The 19,218-nt window shown below is 70.2% G+C and carries 20 protein-coding genes; 16 read left to right on the top strand and 4 right to left on the bottom strand.

The features are described from left to right. Positions 1-57: 57 nt before the first annotated feature. Complete coding sequence (locus ABEA43_RS32700) at positions 58-1,014, top strand: GNAT family N-acetyltransferase (protein WP_345567885.1); 957 nt, start codon at positions 58-60, stop codon at positions 1,012-1,014. A gap of 3 nt (positions 1,015-1,017) precedes the next feature. Here ABEA43_RS32700 and ABEA43_RS32695 read toward each other — a convergent pair whose 3' ends face one another. Next, a complete protein-coding gene (locus tag ABEA43_RS32695; RefSeq protein WP_345567883.1) occupies positions 1,018-1,857 on the bottom strand; it encodes a hypothetical protein in 840 nt (279 codons plus the stop codon). A 171-nt stretch (positions 1,858-2,028) separates the two neighbouring features. Here ABEA43_RS32695 and ABEA43_RS32690 point away from each other — a divergent pair, with 171 nt between their 5' ends. Then, the gene (locus ABEA43_RS32690) at positions 2,029-2,448 is read left to right on the top strand and encodes a VOC family protein (RefSeq protein ID WP_345567882.1); all 420 of its coding nucleotides are present in this window, start codon (positions 2,029-2,031) and stop codon (positions 2,446-2,448) included. Here ABEA43_RS32690 and ABEA43_RS32685 read toward each other — a convergent pair. Beyond that, positions 2,439-3,071, bottom strand: coding sequence for a TetR/AcrR family transcriptional regulator (locus ABEA43_RS32685; RefSeq protein WP_345567880.1), 633 nt, complete (start codon positions 3,069-3,071; stop codon positions 2,439-2,441). The two genes, ABEA43_RS32690 and ABEA43_RS32685, sit on opposite strands and share 10 nt — an antisense overlap. A 91-nt stretch (positions 3,072-3,162) precedes the next feature. Here ABEA43_RS32685 and ABEA43_RS32680 point away from each other — a divergent pair, with 91 nt between their 5' ends. The 14 genes from ABEA43_RS32680 (at position 3,163) to ABEA43_RS32615 (ending at position 17,770) form a co-directional block, all read left to right on the top strand. Beyond that, complete coding sequence (locus tag ABEA43_RS32680; RefSeq protein WP_345567879.1) at positions 3,163-3,528, top strand: MmcQ/YjbR family DNA-binding protein; 366 nt, start codon at positions 3,163-3,165, stop codon at positions 3,526-3,528. A gap of 26 nt (positions 3,529-3,554) precedes the next feature. After that, a complete protein-coding gene (locus ABEA43_RS32675) occupies positions 3,555-4,067 on the top strand; it encodes a GNAT family N-acetyltransferase (protein ID WP_345567878.1) in 513 nt (170 codons plus the stop codon). Between the two features lie 59 nt (positions 4,068-4,126). Beyond that, positions 4,127-4,504 (top strand): hypothetical protein, encoded by a 378-nt coding sequence (locus tag ABEA43_RS32670; RefSeq protein WP_345567876.1) that lies wholly within the window; start codon positions 4,127-4,129, stop codon positions 4,502-4,504. Positions 4,505-4,522: 18 nt separating this feature from the next. Further along, entirely contained in the window at positions 4,523-5,401 is an 879-nt protein-coding gene (locus ABEA43_RS32665; protein ID WP_345567875.1) for a DMT family transporter, read from the top strand. Continuing rightward, a complete protein-coding gene (locus ABEA43_RS32660) occupies positions 5,398-6,030 on the top strand; it encodes a GntR family transcriptional regulator (RefSeq protein WP_345567873.1) in 633 nt (210 codons plus the stop codon). The genes ABEA43_RS32665 and ABEA43_RS32660 overlap by 4 nt, the downstream gene beginning before the upstream one ends. A gap of 81 nt (positions 6,031-6,111) precedes the next feature. Then, complete coding sequence (locus ABEA43_RS32655; protein ID WP_345567871.1) at positions 6,112-6,462, top strand: hypothetical protein; 351 nt, start codon at positions 6,112-6,114, stop codon at positions 6,460-6,462. A gap of 269 nt (positions 6,463-6,731) precedes the next feature. Further along, positions 6,732-8,189, top strand: coding sequence for a sugar transferase (locus ABEA43_RS32650; RefSeq protein ID WP_345567870.1), 1,458 nt, complete (start codon positions 6,732-6,734; stop codon positions 8,187-8,189). A 2-nt stretch (positions 8,190-8,191) separates the two neighbouring features. Further along, positions 8,192-9,259, top strand: a complete 1,068-nt coding sequence (locus tag ABEA43_RS32645) for a glucose-1-phosphate thymidylyltransferase (RefSeq protein ID WP_345567868.1) — start codon at positions 8,192-8,194, stop codon at positions 9,257-9,259. Then, positions 9,256-10,194: a dTDP-glucose 4,6-dehydratase gene (gene rfbB, locus ABEA43_RS32640; RefSeq protein ID WP_345567866.1), complete on the top strand. Its 939-nt coding sequence runs from the start codon at positions 9,256-9,258 to the stop codon at positions 10,192-10,194. Before ABEA43_RS32645 ends, rfbB begins: the two co-directional genes overlap by 4 nt. Further along, positions 10,182-11,033, top strand: a complete 852-nt coding sequence (rfbD, locus tag ABEA43_RS32635) for a dTDP-4-dehydrorhamnose reductase (RefSeq protein ID WP_345567865.1) — start codon at positions 10,182-10,184, stop codon at positions 11,031-11,033. The genes rfbB and rfbD overlap by 13 nt, the downstream gene beginning before the upstream one ends. Beyond that, positions 11,018-11,977 carry an endonuclease/exonuclease/phosphatase family protein gene (locus ABEA43_RS32630; protein WP_345567863.1) on the top strand — a complete coding sequence of 320 codons (960 nt, stop codon included), beginning with the start codon at positions 11,018-11,020 and terminating at the stop codon, positions 11,975-11,977. The genes rfbD and ABEA43_RS32630 overlap by 16 nt, the downstream gene beginning before the upstream one ends. Before the next feature lie 70 nt (positions 11,978-12,047). Next, entirely contained in the window at positions 12,048-12,791 is a 744-nt protein-coding gene (locus ABEA43_RS32625; RefSeq protein ID WP_345567861.1) for a WecB/TagA/CpsF family glycosyltransferase, read from the top strand. Then, positions 12,788-13,888: a hypothetical protein gene (locus ABEA43_RS32620; RefSeq protein WP_345567859.1), complete on the top strand. Its 1,101-nt coding sequence runs from the start codon at positions 12,788-12,790 to the stop codon at positions 13,886-13,888. The genes ABEA43_RS32625 and ABEA43_RS32620 overlap by 4 nt, the downstream gene beginning before the upstream one ends. A gap of 78 nt (positions 13,889-13,966) precedes the next feature. Then, a complete protein-coding gene (locus ABEA43_RS32615; protein WP_345567857.1) occupies positions 13,967-17,770 on the top strand; it encodes a LamG-like jellyroll fold domain-containing protein in 3,804 nt (1,267 codons plus the stop codon). On the opposite strand, the gene ABEA43_RS32610 is transcribed toward ABEA43_RS32615, so the two are convergent. Next, on the bottom strand, positions 17,767-18,594 hold the full coding sequence (locus ABEA43_RS32610) for a glycosyltransferase family 2 protein (protein ID WP_345567855.1): 828 nt from the start codon (positions 18,592-18,594) through the stop codon (positions 17,767-17,769). The two genes, ABEA43_RS32615 and ABEA43_RS32610, sit on opposite strands and share 4 nt — an antisense overlap. After that, positions 18,588-19,145: a dTDP-4-dehydrorhamnose 3,5-epimerase gene (rfbC, locus tag ABEA43_RS32605; RefSeq protein ID WP_345567854.1), complete on the bottom strand. Its 558-nt coding sequence runs from the start codon at positions 19,143-19,145 to the stop codon at positions 18,588-18,590. The genes ABEA43_RS32610 and rfbC overlap by 7 nt, the downstream gene beginning before the upstream one ends. Between the last annotated feature and the right edge of the window lie 73 nt (positions 19,146-19,218).

Raw genomic sequence — 19,218 nt, 5'->3', positions numbered from 1 at the left:
AAGCGCGTGATCGTGGAGCCCGCAGATGGGGACAAAAGGGGGCGCTAGTGTGTGCGGGTGATTTCCTACCGCGCCATCGTCCCCGCTGAGCTCGACCGCGTGGCCTCGTGGATCGTGACCGAGCCGGTCGGGTGGATCGACGCCGACCGCTATCTCGCGGAGCTGGCCGAGAACATGTACCGGCCCGAATGGACGTGGATCGCCGAGATGGGCGGCCGGGTCGTGGGGCGGGCGCTGTGGTGGGGGCCGAGGGACAGCGCGCATCCGGTCGCGCTCGACTGCCTCGACGTGGACGCCGCTGTGGATGCCGCTGTGGGTGATCGCGCCGCCGTCGGGGCCGAGCTGATCAGGGCCGCGCTGGCCGGGTTCCCGGAGCCGGTCCAGTACGCGATCAAGACGGCCGGCGGGTGGCGCGACGATCCGGCCAGGTCGGCGGCCGTGGGCTGGCGGCGGGCGGCGGCGCACGCGGCGGGGCTCACCCGGGAGGTGGAGCGGCTGCAGTTCGAGTGGGCGCCCGCCGACGGGGTGCCTGCGGCGACCGGCGCGCTGCGCTTCGCGGGGGCGTCCGACGAGGAGTTCCTGGCCGTGTTCAGGAGGATCGCCGAGGGTAGCCTGGACGCCCATACCCGGACGAGCCTGGCGGCCAAGGGCGTGGAGGCGACCGCTCGCGGAGAGATGGACTTCTATCTCGGGGCGCCGGGCAAGCGGGAGTGGTGGCGGATCGCTTATACGCCTGAGGGCGAGGTGGCGGGCATGGCGATCCCGTCGGCGACGCCGTACAACGTGAATGTCGGCTATCTGGGCGTGGTCCCGGAGTTCCGGGGGCGCGGCTACGTGGACGAGGTGCTCGCCGAGATCACCCGCATCCACGCGGCCAACGGGGAGCAGCGCATCACCGCCACCACTGATATGGGCAACGCGCCGATGGCGGCCGCGTTCGGGCGGGCCGGATACCGCAACACGGAGATCCGGCTCAACCTCTCCAACGATCTGCTCGACGCCGAACCCGGGTAAGGGTCAGTCCTCCACGAGGTACGACAGCTCCCAGGGGTCGATCGGGTGGAACGTCCGCAGGATGGCGATCAGATCGGCCTCCGGCATCGACAGCCGGCTCTCGACCTGCAGCAACGCGTCGCCGTGCGTCGTGATCGCCGTTCTGCTGGTTTCGCCGGTACGGACCCACACGCCCGGCGCCGCCTGCTTGCAGGTCCCTGAGGGGCGGAACTCCGGAACAGGCTCGCCGCAGGCGGCCTTGGGAGTGGCGATGCTCTTCGGCCCGACGGCGACGTCGATGTCCGCTTCGATGTCGTCGCTCTCGTACTCGAGCGTGAGCCAGGGCTCCGAGTCGTCCATGTGCGTGAGCCGGTAGCCCGGCAGCACCGGCACCATGGCCACCATCTCGGCCTCGGTCATCCGCTGTGCGCGCACCGCGTCGGCGATCAGGCCCTGCGCCGACCCGACGCCCACGTACGTGACGGCGACCAGGCCGACCGTCAGGAAGCGCAGACGCGTGTGCATCGGTATGGCGAGGCCGCCCGCCGCCAGGTAGCTGGTCGCGCCCAGCGCCATGAAGGCGAGGCCCGCCTGCCAGTCGCCCAGGTCCAGGTTCGGTGGGAACCGCAGGGACGGCACAAGGGCGAGGAGGAACAACGCGGTGATGGCCGGTCCCAGCGTGGCCACCGCCCCCCAGTTCGGCAGCCGGCCGAACCGGGACAGGAAGAACCCCAACGCGTACGGCACGACGATGAGCCCCATCATGTCGAGGATCCCGATGTCCTCGCCTCGCCAGCAGAGGATGAGGAACTGGGTCAGCCCGACCACCGCACCCACCAACGCCGCCCGCATCGATGCGTTCATCCTCTGATCATGCCTCACCAAATACCCCTATATCGGGAATCGCGAGATTCCAGAATGGGGTGATTTGTCCCCGGGGGGCAGCCTGGGAGGTCGCGCCGCGACCGGGTGTGCGAGGCTGCCGGTGGACAGCGACATTCGGGCAACAGATATTGGACGAGAATGGAGGATCACATGGACGCACGGCTGGACCATCTCGTCTGCTGGGTCTCCGACCAGTTAAGCTCCCTGCGTTTCTATGAACAGGTGGTCGGTCTGCCAGGGGTGCGGGCCGAGGAGTTTCGCGAGGGAAAGGCGGGGTTCCCGAGCGTTCGGATCTCTTCCGACACGATCCTCGATCTGATGGCGTACGAGGCGTCGAGGGGCGTGGAGGAGGCCACAGGGGTGCAGGGCACCGCCGGGCATCCGATCAACCATTTCTGCCTGGCCGTGAGCAAAGAGGATTTCGACGCCCTGCAGGTGCGGCTGAAACAGCACGAGATGAAGATCACCGGCACCGGCATCTACTCCTTCGGGGCGCAGGGCATCGCGCCCGAGGCGATGTTCTTCGCCGACCCCGACGGCAACGTGATGGAGGTCCGCTACTACGAGTGATCCTGCGTACGGCGGAGCCGGGCGCGTACGGCGCGTCTGACCAGCGGGCCCATGTCCTCCAGAGCGCTGACCAGCACGGCCAGGTCCTCAAGCGCGTCCAGCGCCTGGCCGGCGCCTTCCGCGTCCACGCCTTCGTACAGCTCCAGGCCCACGAACGCGGCGGCCGTCGCCTTGGCGAGCCCGCCCACGTCCACGAACTCCACGAGCGGCGAGGCCGCCAGGACCCTGCTGAGCGCCTGCTCCACCTCCGCGATCCACAGGTTGAGCCCGACGGTGGTGGCCGGCGCCAGCTTCGGGTCGGTCTGGCCGCCCGCCAGCACCTGGGCCAGCGCCGCCACACTGCCGGCCGCTCGCTCCTCCGTGTGCAGCGAGCGGCCCAGGTCGAGCAGCTCGCGCAGCGTGCCGACGGCGGCGAAGCGCTCGCGGTAGAGGGCGATGCGCTGCTGGGAGCCGTGCTCGATCGCCGCGCCGAGCAACTGGTCGACGCTGCCGAAGTGGTAGAAGACCAGAGCCTGGTTGACGCCCGCCTCGGCGGCGATCGTCCGCGCGGAGACCCCGGCTATGCCCTGCTTCCTGAGCGTCTCCAGCGCGGCTTCGAGCAGCTTGGTACGTGTGTCGGCCACCTGTGTCCCCTCGGCGTCTGGCAGCGGGCGGGTCTCACGCTAGCGGGATCGCGGGCTCGGAAGTGTCGGCCGGGTCTGGTACACAGGCGGCATGGGTGTGACCGTTGATGAGTTCCTCGAGTTGCTGGATGAGCTGCCGGAGGTCCGGATGGGCCATGGCGGCGACTGGGTCGCGCTCAAGGTGCGCGACAGGGGGTTCGGCTACCTGTGGGAGGCGACGGAGACCGTCGGGCTCAAGGCCACCATCGAGGAGCAGATCGCGCTGGTCGCGGAGCGGCCGGAGGTGTTCGAGGTGCAGTTCACGGCCGGGCGGTTCGGGTGGGTCGTGGTGCATCTCGATGGGATCGACCGCGATGAGCTGTTCGAGCTGGTGGCGGAGGCCTGGTGCCTGACCGCGCCCAAGGAGCTCGTGACCGACTTCGAGGCGGCTCACCAAATAGGGCAACAGGCGCTATAAGTGCTTTCCGGGTAATCTCGGGCAGCGTGGTTGCTGTGCCGAACATCCGGTTGCGGGAGTGGCGCGAGGACGACGCGCCGGCCGTGCTCCGGGCCTTTCAGGCGGCCGATCTGCGCAGGCAGGCGCCGTGGCCCGTGGTGACGCTCAAGGACGCCGTGGGCTGGATCGCCTCGTGGCCGGGGGCCGGGCACGCCTTCGCCGTGACGGTCGTGGAGCCGGCCGGTGAGCGGGTGGTCGGCAACGTCGCAGTGGCCCGCATCGACGCGCACGACACCGGCTGGGTGTCCTACTGGGTCGTGCCCGAGGCGCGCGGGCGCGGGATCGCGGCGGCGGCGACCGATCGGCTGGCGCGGTGGGCCTTTCGCGAACGCGGCCTCTACCGGCTGGAGCTGGGGCACCGGACGAACAATCCGGCCTCGTGCCGGGTCGCGGTCAAGGCCGGGTTCCTGCCGGAGGGCATCGAGCGGGGCAGGCTCTGCCACGAGGGCGTCCGCTATGACGTCGAGCGGCATGCCCGGCTCGCCACCGACCCCACGTGACCGGCTCTGCCGACCGCGTGCCTGGCCACCCACCCGCGCGCTGATCTAGTCTTTCGTAGGTGGACAGCGAGAGTCTGGCCGCGGCCGGGCTGCTGGCAGCCCTGAGCCGGGCATCGGAGATCCTCGCGGAATTACATCATCCCTTCGTGAGACGCGAGTCGTTCTCCTATTTCGTTCCGCCCGCAGGCGTGCGCGTCGGCACCACGTTCACACTGCCCGACGGCCGCGAGGTCCGCTTCGAGGTGTCGCTCACCGCCGCCGCCGGCGCCTTCCACGTCGAAGGCGGGATCACCGCCGATGCCGACCCCCTGCTGGAGCTGCCGCGCAAGAGCCTCCCGAGCGTCCACGACGCCCTCGCCGTGCTCGACGACTACGCGGGCGACCTGGCGGCTCCGGCGGCACGCACGCTCGACGGCCTACTGGACGATATTGTCTAACTGTCAGACAATGTCCGTATGAAGAACGGACCCCTCGCCGTCGTCGGCGCCTCCGTGCTGTGGGGCACGGCGGGCACCGCAGGCCTGCTCGTCTCCGCGGACTCCGTCGCGCTGGCCGCCGCGCGGCTGGTCATCGGCGGCGCCGCGCTCGCGCTCCTCGCGGGGGCGGGTGTACGGCGGGCCGTCACGCCGGGGCTGCTGCTGGCCGCCGTCGCGGTGGCCGCCTATCAGCTGTGCTTCTTCGCCGCGGTCGGCCGCACGGGAGTGGCCATCGGGACCGTGGTCGCGATCGGCAGCGGGCCCGTCTTCACCGGGTTGCTCTCCTGGGCGCTGCACGGGCGCCGGCCGAGCGGGCGGTGGGCGCTGGCGACCACGGCGGCGGTCTGCGGCTGTGCGGCGCTGATCGCCGGCGGGGCGCCGGCGGCCGGGCAGGGCGGGCAGGTGGTGTCGGGCGTGCTGTTCGCGCTGCTCGGCGGGCTGCTCTACGCCTTCTACGCGGTCTCGGCGGCCAGGGCCATCGAGTCGGGGGCGCCGTCCAACGCCGTGATGGGCGTCATGTTCGGGGGCGCGGCCGTGCTCATGCTGCCGGTGCTGCTCATCAACGGGGTGGGGTGGCTGTCGGAGCCGCGCGGGCTGCTCGCCGTCCTCTATCTGGGGCTCGGCACCACCGCCCTGTCCTATTTCCTGTACGGGCGCGGCCTGCGGACCACTCCCGTCGCAACGGCCGCCACGCTGGCCCTGGCCGAGCCGGCCGTCGCCGCCCTGCTGGGCCTGCTGGTGCTGGGGGAGAGGCTGGCCCCGGTCTCGATCGCCGGGCTGGTGATGCTGGTGCTCAGCCTGGTGGTGGTGGCCGTACCGGAGAGAATGCGGGAAACGGCGTTAGCATCACAGCCGTGACGTTGCCGCTCAGACCCCTCTCCACCGTCGGCGCGCTCGCCGACGCCCTGCGCAGCAGGGTGCTCTCCGGCGAGATCGAGCCGGGGACGCCGCTGCCCGAGCAGGAGATCGCCGCGTCGTACGGCGTGGCCAGGCCGACCGTGCGGGAGGCGCTGGCGAGCCTGGTGCACGAAGGGCTGCTCAGACGCGAGCGCAACCGCAGCGCCTATGTCCCCGAGGTGACGATCTCGGACCTCCAGGACCTCATGTACGTGCGCAGGCCCCTGGAGGACCTCATGGTCAGGGCCGTGGCCGGGCGCCGGGTCCCCGAGGCGGACGCGGCGCTGCGCAGGTGGGACGCGTTGCCGGCGGACGCGCCGTGGTCGGAGACCGTCGCCGAGCACATGGCGCTGCACCAGGCGCTGATCGAGGCGGCCGGCAGCCCGCGGCTCGAACGGCTCTACGCCGCGCTCGCCGCCGAGACCCGGCTCGGCATGGTGCGCCTGCGTGCGGTCTACCGCGACAGGGACGTCCTGATCCGCGAGCATCGCGAGCTGCTCGACGCGCTCGCGGACGGACCGGTTGAGCACGCGCGGGCGGCGATGACGGCTCACCTCAGCCACACCTGGGGCAGCGACGCGCCTCCCTGAGAGCTGCTTGTTTGCGCGCTGTGCGCACCATTAAGTGCGAACCCTTGCGGGACAGCCCCTGAACTCGCAAGAATCGCGCCCATGCACGGCAACCCAATGCCGGACTCCTACGTATATGTCACGGAAGAGGGCGTCACCCGTCACTACGCGGACGGCAGCGTCGAGGCTCTCGCGTGGGAGGACGTCGTGGAGGTCCGTGTCGTCACAGAGTCCGGGTCAGACGTCCTCTATATTCTGCTCGACCGTGACGGGGAGGGCTGCGTGGTCCCGCGCTCGGCCACCGATGCCACGTTTCTGGCACGTTTGCGCTACCTGCCGGATTTCGACCTTGATCGACTGACCTTGGCCGCCGATTCCGTGCACGATGGGGTTGTGGTCGTATGGCGCAGCCCGGATCCTCCGTCCGCATTGCCGGATCTTGAGTACGACTAGGGCGTTGACCTCACGGCCACCTGCTGAAATATCGCCGTAAACCTCACATTTTTCCTACGGGACGCTGCACTCTTGGATCGTTCCGTCAACCCCTAAACCCCCGCGATCATCGTCCGCTTCTGGACATTAGGTGATATTCCCCAGCTTGGAATGGATCTTTACTCTTTAGTGGGGGCCGCCGCCCTTGATAGTGCGTGGGACCTGTCAACCCATGTGGTTCAAGGAACGTCAAGTTATCGGCGTGCACGAAGTTGTCACAGGGTGGTGCTATGAGGGTGGGGACTGAGGAGTCCGTTGTCGCACTCCTCGGGGCCGTGCCGCGTCTTGGGTCCAGTATCTGGACGCGGGCGTATCTACGGCTCCTGTTATACGGGGACACGACGTGCGCGCTCATCGCGTGCGCATGTGTGCTCGGCGTCCGGCTGACTGCCGGCGTGTTCATACCGATCGCCGAATTCGTTCTCGGATTCGGCCTGCTCGTCACCTGGCCCATCACGTTGATGCTGGCCGGCGCGTACCGCCGGCGCGCCCATGGTGAGGGCACCGAGGAGTTCAAGGCCGTGTTCAACGGCGGGGTCGGCCTGATGGCCGCCACCGCGATCATGGCTTACGCGACGCAGACCGCCGTCGCCCGGAGCTTCGTCATGGCGATGCTCCCGCTGGCGCTGGTCACGACGCTGTACTACCGCTTCAGGATGCGCAAACGCCTGCATCGCAAACGGGCCGTCGGCGACTACATGCGCCAGGTCATCGCGGTCGGGCACCGGGAGTCGATCCTCGATCTGGTGGTGCAGTTCCGCCGCCAGCCGCATCACGGCATGCAAGTGGTGGGAGCTTGCCTGCCGCCTGATCACTCGATGAACGTCGACCTGGACGGCATTCCCGTGATGGGCTCCTTCGGCGACGTGGCCGAGGTGGTGGCGAATTCGCGAGCGGATGCCGTCGCCGTGCTGGCCTGTCCTGAGCTGGACGGCGCCGCGTTGCGCCGGCTGGCCTGGAGCCTGGAGACCGCGCGCACGGATCTGTTCGTCGCGCCGGCCCTCATGGACGTGGCGGGGCCGCGCATCAGCATCAGGCCGGTGGCCGGGATGCCACTGCTGCACGTGGAGCATCCGGAGTTCGGCGGCACCAGGCAGTTCGTGAAGAGCGTCTTCGACCGGTTCGTCGCGGGGCTGGCGCTGTTGCTGCTGGCGCTGCCGCTGCTGCTGATCGTCGTGGTGATCAGGCTCACCAGCCAGGGGCCCGCGCTGTTCTACCAGACAAGAGTGGGTAGAGGCGGCAAAGAGTTCCGGGTAGTGAAATTTCGTACGATGGTGGTCGATGCGGAGCAGCTCAAGAAGCAGCTCCTTGAAGCGAACGAGTTCGACGGCGTGCTGTTCAAGATTAGGAACGATCCAAGAATTACTCGGGTAGGCGCTTTCCTGCGCAAATACTCGCTGGACGAGCTGCCCCAGCTGCTCAATGTGATCCGCGGGGAGATGTCCCTCGTCGGTCCCCGGCCGCCGCTGCCCGACGAGGTGGCCAAGTATCGGACCGACGTCCGCCGCCGCCTGGTGGTCAAGCCGGGCATGACCGGGCTCTGGCAGGTCAGCGGCCGTTCCGACCTGTCGTGGGAGGAGTCCGTACGCCTCGATCTGCGCTATGTGGAGAACTGGTCGCTCATCCTCGACCTGCAGATCCTGTGGAAGACCTGGTCCGTCGTCACCCGTGGAGAAGGGGCTTACTAGCGGTGAAAGCACTCGTGCTCGCCGGGGGGTCGGGCACCCGGCTCCGCCCGATCACCCATACCTCGGCCAAGCAACTCGTACCCGTCGCCAACAAGCCGGTGCTCTTCTACGGCCTGGAGGCGATCGCCGAGGCGGGCATCAGGGAGATCGGGCTCGTGGTGGGCGACACCCAGGCCGAGATAGAGGCGGCCGTCGGCGACGGGTCGGCGTTCGGGCTGCAGGTGACGTATCTGCGTCAGGAGGCGCCGCTCGGCCTGGCGCACGCGGTGCTGATCTCGCGCGACTATCTCGGCGACGACGACTTCGTCATGTACCTGGGCGACAACTTCATCGTGGGTGGCATCAGCGACCTGGTCGAGCGGTTCGCGGTCAGCCGCCCCGCCGCCCGGATCATGCTCACGAAGGTCGGCGACCCCCGGCAGTTCGGGGTCGCCGAGCTGGACGCCCAGGGGAACGTGATCGGGCTGGAGGAGAAGCCGGCGCGGCCGAAGAGCGATCTCGGGCTGGTCGGCGTCTATCTCTTCAGCCCGGCGGTCCACGCCGCGGTGGCCGAGCTCAAGCCGTCGTGGCGGGGCGAGCTGGAGATCACCGACGCGATCCAATGGCTCATCGAGGCGGGCCTGCGGGTCGACTCCTCGGTGATCTCCGGCTACTGGAAGGACACCGGCAACGTCACCGACATGCTGGAGGTCAACCGGCTCGTCCTGGAGTCGCTGGAGGCTCGCGTCAGCGGTGATGTCGACGAGGCCAGCGAGCTGATCGGCCGGGTCGTCGTCGAGCCCGGCGCGGTGGTCGAGCGCTCGCGCCTGGTCGGCCCGGTGATCATCGGGCCGGGCGCGCGGGTCTGCGACAGCTACGTCGGCCCGTTCACCTCGATCGGCGCCGGCTGCACGGTCTCCGGGAGCGAGATCGAATATTCGATCGTGCTGCCCAGGGCCTCCATCGAGGGCGTACGCAGGATCGAGGCGTCACTCATCGGCCACGACGTCGAGGTCACCCCGGCGCCCAACACGCCCAGAGCCCATCGACTCGTCCTGGGCGATCACAGCAAGGTACAGATCAGCTCATGAGGAAGATCCTGGTTACGGGCGGTGCGGGCTTCATCGGCTCGCACTTCGTCCGCTCGCTGCCCGCCGAGGCGGACGTGACCGTGCTCGACAAGCTCACCTACGCCGGCAACCGCGCCAATCTCGACGGCGTGCGGCACGCGTTCGTGCGGGGTGACATCTGCGACGCGGACCTGCTCGCCGAGCTCGTGCCCGGACACGACCTGGTGGTCAACTTCGCGGCCGAGTCGCACGTCGACCGGTCGATCGACGGGGCGGCCGAGTTCGTCCGCACCAACGTGCTCGGCACCCAGACCCTGCTGCAGGCCTGCCTGGACGCGGGCGTCGGAAAGGTGGTGCAGGTCTCGACCGACGAGGTGTACGGCTCGATCGAGTCCGGCTCGTGGACCGAGGACACGCCGCTCAACCCCCGCTCGCCGTACGCGGCCTCGAAGGCGGGCGGGGACCTGATCGCGCGCGCCTACGCGATCACCCACGGGCTCGACGTGTCGATCACCCGTTGCGGCAACAACTACGGGCCGCGCCAATACCCGGAGAAGGTCATCCCGCTGTTCGTCACCAACCTGCTGCGCGGCAGGAAGGTGCCGCTCTACGGCGACGGCGGTAACGTACGCGAGTGGATCCACGCGGAGGACCACTGCGCGGCCATCCGGCTCGTCGCCGAGCGGGGCAAGCCGGGGGAGATCTACCACATCGCCGGCACGGCCGAGCTGTCGAACCTGGAGCTGACCCGGCGCCTGCTCGACGCGTGCGGCGCGGACTGGGACATGGTCCAGCACGTCGAGGACCGCAAGGGCCACGACCGCCGCTACTCGCTCGACGACGCCAAGCTGCGGGCGCTCGGCTACCGGCCGGAGATCCCGTTCGACCAAGGGCTGAAGGACACCGTGCGCTGGTATCAGGTCAATCGCGACTGGTGGTCCGCGTGCGGTGGCTGATCACGGGCGGCCGGGGCATGCTCGCCACCGACCTGCACGACCGCATCGCGCTCACCGGCGACCCCGTCCTCGCGCCGGCCCGCTCCGAGCTGGACTTATGCGACCGGCGTGCCGTACGCGACTTCGTGGGCGCCTACCGTCCCCGGGTGGTGGTCAATTGTGCGGCCTGGACGGCGGTGGACGAGGCCGAGGCGTGCGAGGACGAGGCCATGCGGATCAACGGGCATGCCGTCGCCAACCTGGCCGAGGCCTGCAGTCGCGCCGGGTCGAAGCTGCTGCACCTCTCCACCGACTACGTCTTCGACGGATCGGGGCACGAGCCGTACCTGGAGGACGACCCCACCAAGCCGCTGAACGCCTACGGCCGCACCAAGCTGGCCGGCGAGCAGGCGGCGCTCGACCACGGTCAGCACGTGGTGCGCACCGCCTGGCTGTACGGCACCGCGGGCCAGAACTTCGTCAAGACCATGATCAGGCTGGCCGCGGAGCGTGAGACCGTGGACGTGGTCGACGACCAGCGCGGCCAGCCGACCTGGGCCGCCGACCTGGCCGACTACCTGGTCAGGCTGGCGCAGTCGGACCTCCCGCCCGGCGTCTACCACGGCACCAGCGCGGGCGAGACCACGTGGCACGGCCTGGCCAGGGAGATCTTCACGCTGCTCGGCCACGACCCGGCCCGGGTGCGCCCGGTCACCTCCGCGGCCTTCCCGCGCCCGGCCAGGCGCCCGGCCAACAGCGTGCTCGCGCACACCCGATGGGAGCCGATCAGGCACTGGCAGCCGGCCCTGCACGCCGCCTGGCCGGTGCTGATGCGAGGGTGCCGGTGCGGGGTCGTCTAGTGGTCCCGCTGCTGTGGCTGATGCTCGTGCCTTTCGCCGGGTGGGCTGGACTGCGGCTGGCCGGATGGGAGCCGAAGTTCGTCTGGTCGCAACTGGTGTCCTTCACCCCCTATGCGGCCGCCGCGTCGGTGCTGCCGCTGGTCGTCGCGCTCCTCATCCGCAACGGGCCGCTGGTCGTGGCCGCGCTGCTGGTGACGGGGTCCTTCGCGGTGGCCGTGCTGCCGCGCGCGGTCCCCGGGGGGAACGCCGAGGCCGGTGGGCCGGTGCTGCGGGTGCTGGCCGTCAACCTGCTGCACTCCTCCGTGCCGCCTGAGGACCTGGTGGCGGTGGTCGAGCGCGATCGGCCGGACGTGCTGCACCTGCTGGAGTTCACCTCCCTGATGCGCAAGCGGGTCGGGGAGCTCGGGCTGGGGCGGCTCCTGCCGTACGAGGTGGTGCTGCCGGGGGAGGACTCCGAGGGCGCGGCGATCTACGCGCGGTACCCGCTGCGGCCGTCGGACACGCGGATCGCGGCGCCGTCCTTCGCCAAGAGCCCGCGTCACCTGCCCGCCCTGCTCACCCTGCCGGGCGGCCGGGAGGTGGAGCTGGTGGCCGTGCACGCGTGCGCGCCGTCGGAGGGCTGGCGGACGGCATGCTGGGCGTCGAGCATCAGGGCGCTGCCACCGGCCGGCGGGCGGCTGCGCGTACTGGCGGGCGACTTCAACGCCACGCTCGACCACGCGGTGCTGCGCGACCTGATCGCCACCGGCTACCGGGACGCCGCCGACGTCACCGGAAAGGGGCTGTCCATGACGTGGCCGTACTACCAGCAGCCCCGGCTGTTCCCCAAGGTGGCCATCGATCACGTGCTGGCCGACGGCCGCATCGCCGTACGCGGCTTCCAGACCCTGCGCATGCCCAGGACCGACCACCGCGCGACCCTCACCGAGCTGGCGCTGCCTTGATGTCACATTTCTCGGCCTTGGCCCGATATGTCATCGACACCCAGGGGGACGGATGGCATCCAGGAGAACCGTGTTGGGCTCCCCGCTCGACGCGCTCACCATGCGTGAGGTGCTCGACCGGTGCGTGGCGGCGGTCGCGGAGCACACGCAGCTCACCATCGGCGTGGTCAACGCCGCCAAGGTCGTCAACATGCGCGGGGACGCCGCGTTACGGCAGTCGGTCGCCGAGAGCGATCTGGTGCTGGCCGACGGGCAGGCCGTCGTCTGGGCCGCGCGGGCACTCGGCCACCGGATCCCCGAGCGGGTGGCGGGCATCGACCTGTTCACCGGGCTGATGGCCGAGGGGGCGCCGCGGGGCTACCGCGCGTACTTCCTCGGCGCGACCGGGGACGTGCTCGCGCGGGTGCTGGACCAGGTACGGCTGCGCTACCCGGGGCTGGAGATCGCCGGCGCGCGGGACGGCTATTTCGCGGCGGAGGAGTCGGCCGAGGTCGCCGCCGAGATCGCCGCCTCCCAGGCGGACCTGCTGTTCCTGGGCATCACCTCGCCGAAGAAGGAGATCTTCATCCGCGACTGGGGAGCGCGGACGAAGGCCGGGATCATCCACGGCGTCGGCGGCTCGTTCGACGTGCTGGCCGGGCACACGCGCAGGGCGCCGCTCGGCTGGCAGCGGCTGGGCCTGGAATGGCTGTACCGCCTGCTCCAGGAGCCGCTGCGGCTCGGGCCACGCTACATACGGACCAACGGCAGATTTCTCTTCCTGGTGCTCAGGGAGCGCGCCGGTGTCAAAAGCAGGATCGAGGAGACGACGTGACGCATCACCGGATCGCTCTGCTGGGCTCCGGACACCAGGACTTCATCACCGGCATGGTGGATCTGTCCGTACGGGGACTGCCGCCCGGCTACGTGGACGGCGAGTTCGTGTTCACCCGCCGTGGCCGTCAGGAGCCCGGTGGGGAGTGGACGGCGGTGCCGGAGGGGCGCAGCATCCGCTATTCGGCGATCGTCGCGCTCGGCGTGGCCACGCTCGACGCCGGGCGGCAGCGCGCGGCGCTGGCCGATGACACGCTGCACGACCTGGTCGGCCGCCTGGTCAAACGGCTGCCGGAGGTGACGGGCGTCGGCGACGCCGCGCTGATCTGCTGGGCGGCGGCCGAGTCGGGGCACTCCGGGCTCGACGTGGCGCTGCGGCGGCTGGCCGAGCTCGACACCGCGCCGCAGATCTACACGGTCGAGGCGTCCTGGGCGCTGGCCGCCCTGGTGGCGGCCGGGGCCGACACGGAACGCGCCCGTGAGCGGCTGCTCGGCGGGCTGACCGGCGACCGGCTCTACCGGCACACGCTGGGGGAGGGGCCGCTCGTCCCCTGGTACCGCGCGCACGTGGGGTGCTTCGCCGACCAGGTCTACCCGCTGCAGGCGCTGGCCAGGCTGCACGCCGCCACCGGCGACCCCGAGGCGCTGCGGGCGGCCGAGCAGGTGGCCGACGGCATCTGCCGGGCGCAGGGCGACCAGGGCGAATGGTGGTGGCACTACGACGCCAGGAACGGGTCGGTGGTCGAGGGCTACCCCGTCTACAGCGTCCATCAGCTCGCGATGGCGCCGATGGCGCTGCTCGACCTGGCCGACGCGGGCGGCACCGCCCATGTGGCGGAGATCTCCAAGGGGCTGGACTGGATGATCGAGCGGCCCTCGTTCGTGCTGGACGAGCTCGCTCTGACGTGGCGCAAGGAGGCCAGGGCCGATCCGCGCAAACTGGTGCGCGGTCTGCGGGCCGCCGCCACCCGGGTGCACGCGGGCTCGGGGCTCGGGGTGCTCGACCGGGTCTATCCGCCGGTCGCCGTCGATCGGGAGTGCCGGCCGTACGAGCTGGGGTGGCTGCTGTACGCGTGGTTGACCAGAATCGGACAGTAGTCGTGACTTCTGCCTAATTTAATGCGATAGATCACCTTAGAGCTCGGGGGGAAATATCGGCTCTTTAGGGGGTTCATCGTGTTGAGGCGGGTTCGTCATGCGCTCTTATCCATCCTGCTGATCACCACCGGCCTGGTGGTCCTCACGACACCGGCCGCGCAGGCTCTGCCCGGCAACTTCCAGCGTCAGGTCGTCTTCAGCGGCCTGACCAACCCGAGCAACGTGGAGTTCGCCTCCGACGGCCGGGTGTTCGTCGCCGAGAAGAGCGGCCTGATCAAGGTCTTCGACTCCATCACCGACACCACGCCCGCCGTCTACGCCGACCTCCGCACCCAGGTGCACAACTTCTGGGACCGGGGCCTGCTCGGCATGGCCCTGCACCCGAACTTCCCCGCCGACCCGCGCATCTACGTCCTGTACGCCCGCGACGCCGTACCGGGCGGCACCGCCCCGCGCTGGGGCACGGCGGGCCAGACCGGCGACCCGTGCCCGACCCCGCCCGGCGCGACCAACGACGGCTGCCTCATCACCGGCCGCCTGTCGGTGCTCTCCGCCACCGGGGTCGAGACCCCCCTGATCACCGACTGGTGCCAGCAGCACCCCAGCCACTCCGTCGGCGACCTCAAGTTCGGCCCCGACGGCATGCTGTACGCCAGCGGCGGCGACGGCGCCAGCTTCAACTTCGCCGACTACGGCCAGGACAACCTGACCAGCTCCGACGTCACCCCCGACAACCCGTGCGGCGACCCGCCCTCAGCCGTGGGCACCGCGCTCGCCCCGCCGTCCGCCGAGGGCGGCGCGCTGCGCTCGCAGGACCTGCGCACGAGCGCGGACCCGGCGGCGCTCAACGGCACGATCATCAGGATAAATCCGGACACGGGCGCGGCGGCTCCCGGCAACCCGAACGCCGGCAGCAGCGACCCCAACGTCGCCAGGATCGTCGCCTACGGCCAGCGCAACCCGTTCCGCATCACCATCCGGCCGGGCACCAACGAGGTCTGGGCGGGCGAGGTCGGCTGGAACACGTGGGAGGAGATCAACCGGATCGCCGACCCCACCGGCCCGGTGGCCAACTTCGGCTGGCCCTGCTACGAGGGCGCGAACCGGCAGGGCGGCTACGACGACCTCAACCTGACGATCTGCGAGAGCCTCTACGCGGCGGGCGCGAGCGCCCACAGCCAGCCGTACTTCGCCTGGAACCACGGCAGCAGGCCCGCGCCGAGCGACCCGTGCCCGTCGGGCGGCTCCTCCTCCAGCGGCGTGGCCTTCTACACCGGCGGCCCGTACCCGAACGCCTACGACGACGCCATGTTCTTCTCCGACTTCAGCCGCTCGTGCGTCTGGGTCATGACCAAGGGCGCCAACGGCCTGCCCGACCCGGCCACGATCACCACGTTCGACTCGGGCATCCCCGCGGTGGAGCTGCAGACCGGGCCGGGCGGCGACCTGTTCGCGGTCGACTACACCAACGGGCAGATCATCCGTTACATCTACAACAACAACCCACCGGCCGCCGTCATCGGCGCGAGCGCCACCTCGGGCACCGCGCCCCTCACGGTGAGCTTCACGTCCGCGGGCTCCAGCGACGCCGACGGCGACCCGCTCACGTTCCAGTGGGACCTGGACGGCGACGGCGACCTCGACGACTCCACCGCGGCCACGCCGTCCTTCACCTACACCCAGCCAGGCTCGTACGTGGTGCGCCTGCGGGCCAATGACGGACGCGGCGGCCAGGGAGACGCCACCGTCACGATCAACGTGAACAACACCGCGCCCACCGCGACCATCAACACCCCGGCGTCCTCGCTCACCTGGGCGGTCGGTGACACGATCGCGTACTCGGGCGGCGGCGCCGACGCCCAGGACGGCGCCATCCCCGGCTCCCGGATGCTGTGGACGCTGATCCAGCACCACTGCCCCGGCACCTGCCACGAGCACCAGATCACCACGTTCAGCGGCACGGGCGGCACCTTCGTCCCGCCTGACCACGAATATCCCTCGCACCTGGAGCTCCGGCTGACCGTGACGGACGCGCACGGCCTCACCGACACCAAGAGCGTGCTGCTGCAGCCGAAGACGGTGAACCTGACCTTCCAGACCGTGCCGGCCGGGCTCCAGCTCGGCTTCAACAGCGAGCAGACCATCGCCCCCTTCACCAGGACGGTGATCGCGGGCTCCGCCAACTCGATCTCCGCGCCCTCGCCGCAGAGCGCGAACGGCTTCAGCCACGCCTTCACCGCCTGGTCCGACGGCGGCGCGGGCAACCACAACGTGACCGCGCCCGCCACCGCCGCCACCTACACGGCCACCTACCAGCAGGCCCCGGCGCCCGACGGCCTGGTGGCCGCGTACGGGATGGACGCGGGCACCGGCACGGCGGTCGCCGACGCCTCGGGGAAGGGCAACAACGGCACGGCGGCCAGCACCACGTGGAGCCTGACCGGCAAGTACGGCCAGGCGTTGTCGTTCAACGGCACGTCCGCTTGGGTGACGGTGCCGGATGCGAGCACGCTGGATCTGACGAATGGGATGACGGTGGAGGCGTGGGTTCGTCCGTCGAGTGTGTCCGGTTGGCGGACGGTGCTGATGAAGGAGTTCGGGGCGGATCTGTCGTACGCGGTCATGGGGAGTGGCGGGAGTGGTCCTGCGGCGTTCATCCACACGTCGTCGGGGGCGAACGCGCCTGCGGCGGCGAATCTGCCGCTGAATACGTGGAGTCATGTGGCGGCGACGTATGACGGTTCGACGTTGCGGATGTACGTCAACGGCGTGCAGGTGGCGACGAACCCGACGGTGGGCAACCTGCGGGTCGGCACGGGTCCGTTGCGGATCGGTGGCAACAGCGGGTCGGGTGAGTATTTCAGCGGTCTCATCGACGAGGTCCGCGTCTACAGCAAGGCGCTGACCGCGGCCCAGGTCACGACCGACATGAACACCCCGATCGGCCAGCAGGGACCGCCCGACACCCAGGCCCCGACCGCGCCGGGCGCGCTCGCGGCCACGGGCGGCCAGGGCGGCGCGCAGCTCACCTGGACGGCCTCGACCGACAACGTGGGCGTGGCCGGCTACACCGTGCACCGTTCCACCACCGCCGGGTTCACCCCGTCAGGGGCCAACCAGGTGGGCTCGACGGCGAGCACGTCGTTCGCCGACTCGGGCGTCGCGGCCGGCACGTACCACTACCGCGTCGTCGCCTTCGACGCCTCCAGCAACACCAGTGCGTCCTCCAGCGAGGTGTCCGCGGTGGTGACCGTGCCGCCGGTGGATCCGGGGCTGGTGGCCGCGTACGGCATGAACGCGGGCACCGGCACGGCGGTCGCCGACGCCTCAGGGAAGGGCAACACCGGCACCGCCACCGCGGCGACCTGGGCGGCGGGCAAGTACGGCCAGGCGCTGTCGTTCAACGGCACGTCGGCCTGGGTGACGGTGCCGGATGCGAGCACGCTGGATCTGACGAATGGGATGACGGTGGAGGCGTGGGTCCGTCCGTCGAGTGTGTCCGGTTGGCGGACGGTGCTGATGAAGGAGTTCGGGGCGGATCTGTCGTACGCGGTCATGGGCAGCGGCGGGAGTGGTCCTGCGGCGTTCATCCACACGTCGTCGGGGGCGAACGCGCCGGCGGCGGCGAACTTGCCGCTGAATACGTGGAGTCATGTGGCGGCGACGTATGACGGTTCGACGTTGCGGATGTACGTCAACGGCGTGCAGGTGGCGACGAATCCGACGGTGGGCAACCTTCGGGTGGGCACGGGGCCGTTGCGGATCGGTGGCAACAGCGGGTCGGGTGAGTACTTCAGCGGTCTCATCGACGAGGTCCGCGTCTACGCCAAGGCGCTCACCGCGGCCCAGGTCACGACCGACATGAACACGCCGGTCGGCTAAGCCCTGCTGCTGTCGTCGCGCAGCCAGGTGGTGAAGTCGCCCGCGCGGATCGCGCGGGCGGCCCTCCGCCTGGCGAGCACGGCGATCAGGGCGAAGACGACGGCGGCGGCGAGCAGGCGAGGCTCCCCGGCGACGATGGCCGCCAGGTCCCGCACGCCGGTGCGCTCACCGGCCGTGGTCGCCGACTCCAGCTCGCTCACGCTCGTCATCGCCCGCACCCGGCGGCGCAGGAGATCGGCCAGCGTGCGCGGGGGCTGGATCACGGATCGGGCGGTCGGCACGATCACCCGTTCGTCCGCCGCGAAGGCGAGCGAGGCGGCCAGGTCGTCGGCCATCACCGGCGGCAGCGCCCTGATCCGCTCGTTGCCCGCGGCGCTCACCGCGATGACCCCCCGGCCGAACAACCCGGTCTGCACGTGGGGCAGACGCGTCCAGATCGCGTAGTACGCGCGTACCGTCCAGGGCCGGTCGGCCAGCGCCAGCTCCCGCTCGGGAGCGGCGGCCAGCGGCCCGTCCTGCGCGGCCAGCACGGCCGCGAGCGCGCGTGCGCCGGCGGTGCCCAGCTCGATGTCGGCGTCCACGTAGAGCCGCGGATACCCGCGAGCGGCCTCGTCGCCCAGCCGCAGCGCGTCGCGCTTGGACGGGACCGGCGTCGTCAGCACGCGGACGTCGTACTCCCCGGCCACCTCCGCTGTGCCGTCGGTGCAGCCGTTGGCCACCACCACCACGTCGAACTCGTCCGGCTCCGCCTCGCGCAGCAGACCGGCCAGCAGCCGGCCGATCACCTTGGCCTCGTTGTGGGCCGGAATCACGACACTCAGCACGAGGGCAGCATCCCCAGGTCGAGGGCCTGCTTGAGGGTGGGCGCCGCGGCGTCCTTGGCGGACAGGATCGGCTCGTCCGTCAGGGGCCAGTCGATGGCGAGGCCGGGGTCGAGCGGGTGGATGCCGTGCTCGCGGGCCGGGTCGTAGCCCGTGGAGCACGCGTAGAGGACGGTGGCCGACTCGCTGAGCGTCAGGAAGCCGTGGCCGAGCCCTTCGGCGAGATAGAGCCCGCAGCGCGAGACCTCGTCGAGGCGCACCGTCTCCCACTGACCGAACGTGGGCGAGCCCGTACGCACGTCCACGACGACGTCCAGCACCTCACCCGCCACGCACATGACGTATTTGGCCTGGCCGGGCGGCACGTCGGCGAAATGGATGCCGCGCAGCACACCGCGCCTGGAGACCGAGCAGTTGATCTGCGCCAGCTCCAGAGAGCTCCCGGTCGCCTCGCGCAAGTCCGCGGCGCGGAAACTTTCCAGGAAATCTCCGCGTGGATCGCGATGGATGCGGGGGGTGTAGAGCAATGCTCCATCGATGCTCAGGCGTTTCATGAAGACACTTGTAACACTTATTGGCCCTCTCCCGAAGTACGGCTGTGTGTCGTGGATGGGGGGAAATCTTGTC

Source organism: Nonomuraea rosea, from assembly GCF_039539705.1.
GTDB classification, from domain to species: domain Bacteria; phylum Actinomycetota; class Actinomycetes; order Streptosporangiales; family Streptosporangiaceae; genus Nonomuraea; species Nonomuraea rosea.
This window is presented reverse-complemented; position numbering and strand designations above follow the sequence as displayed.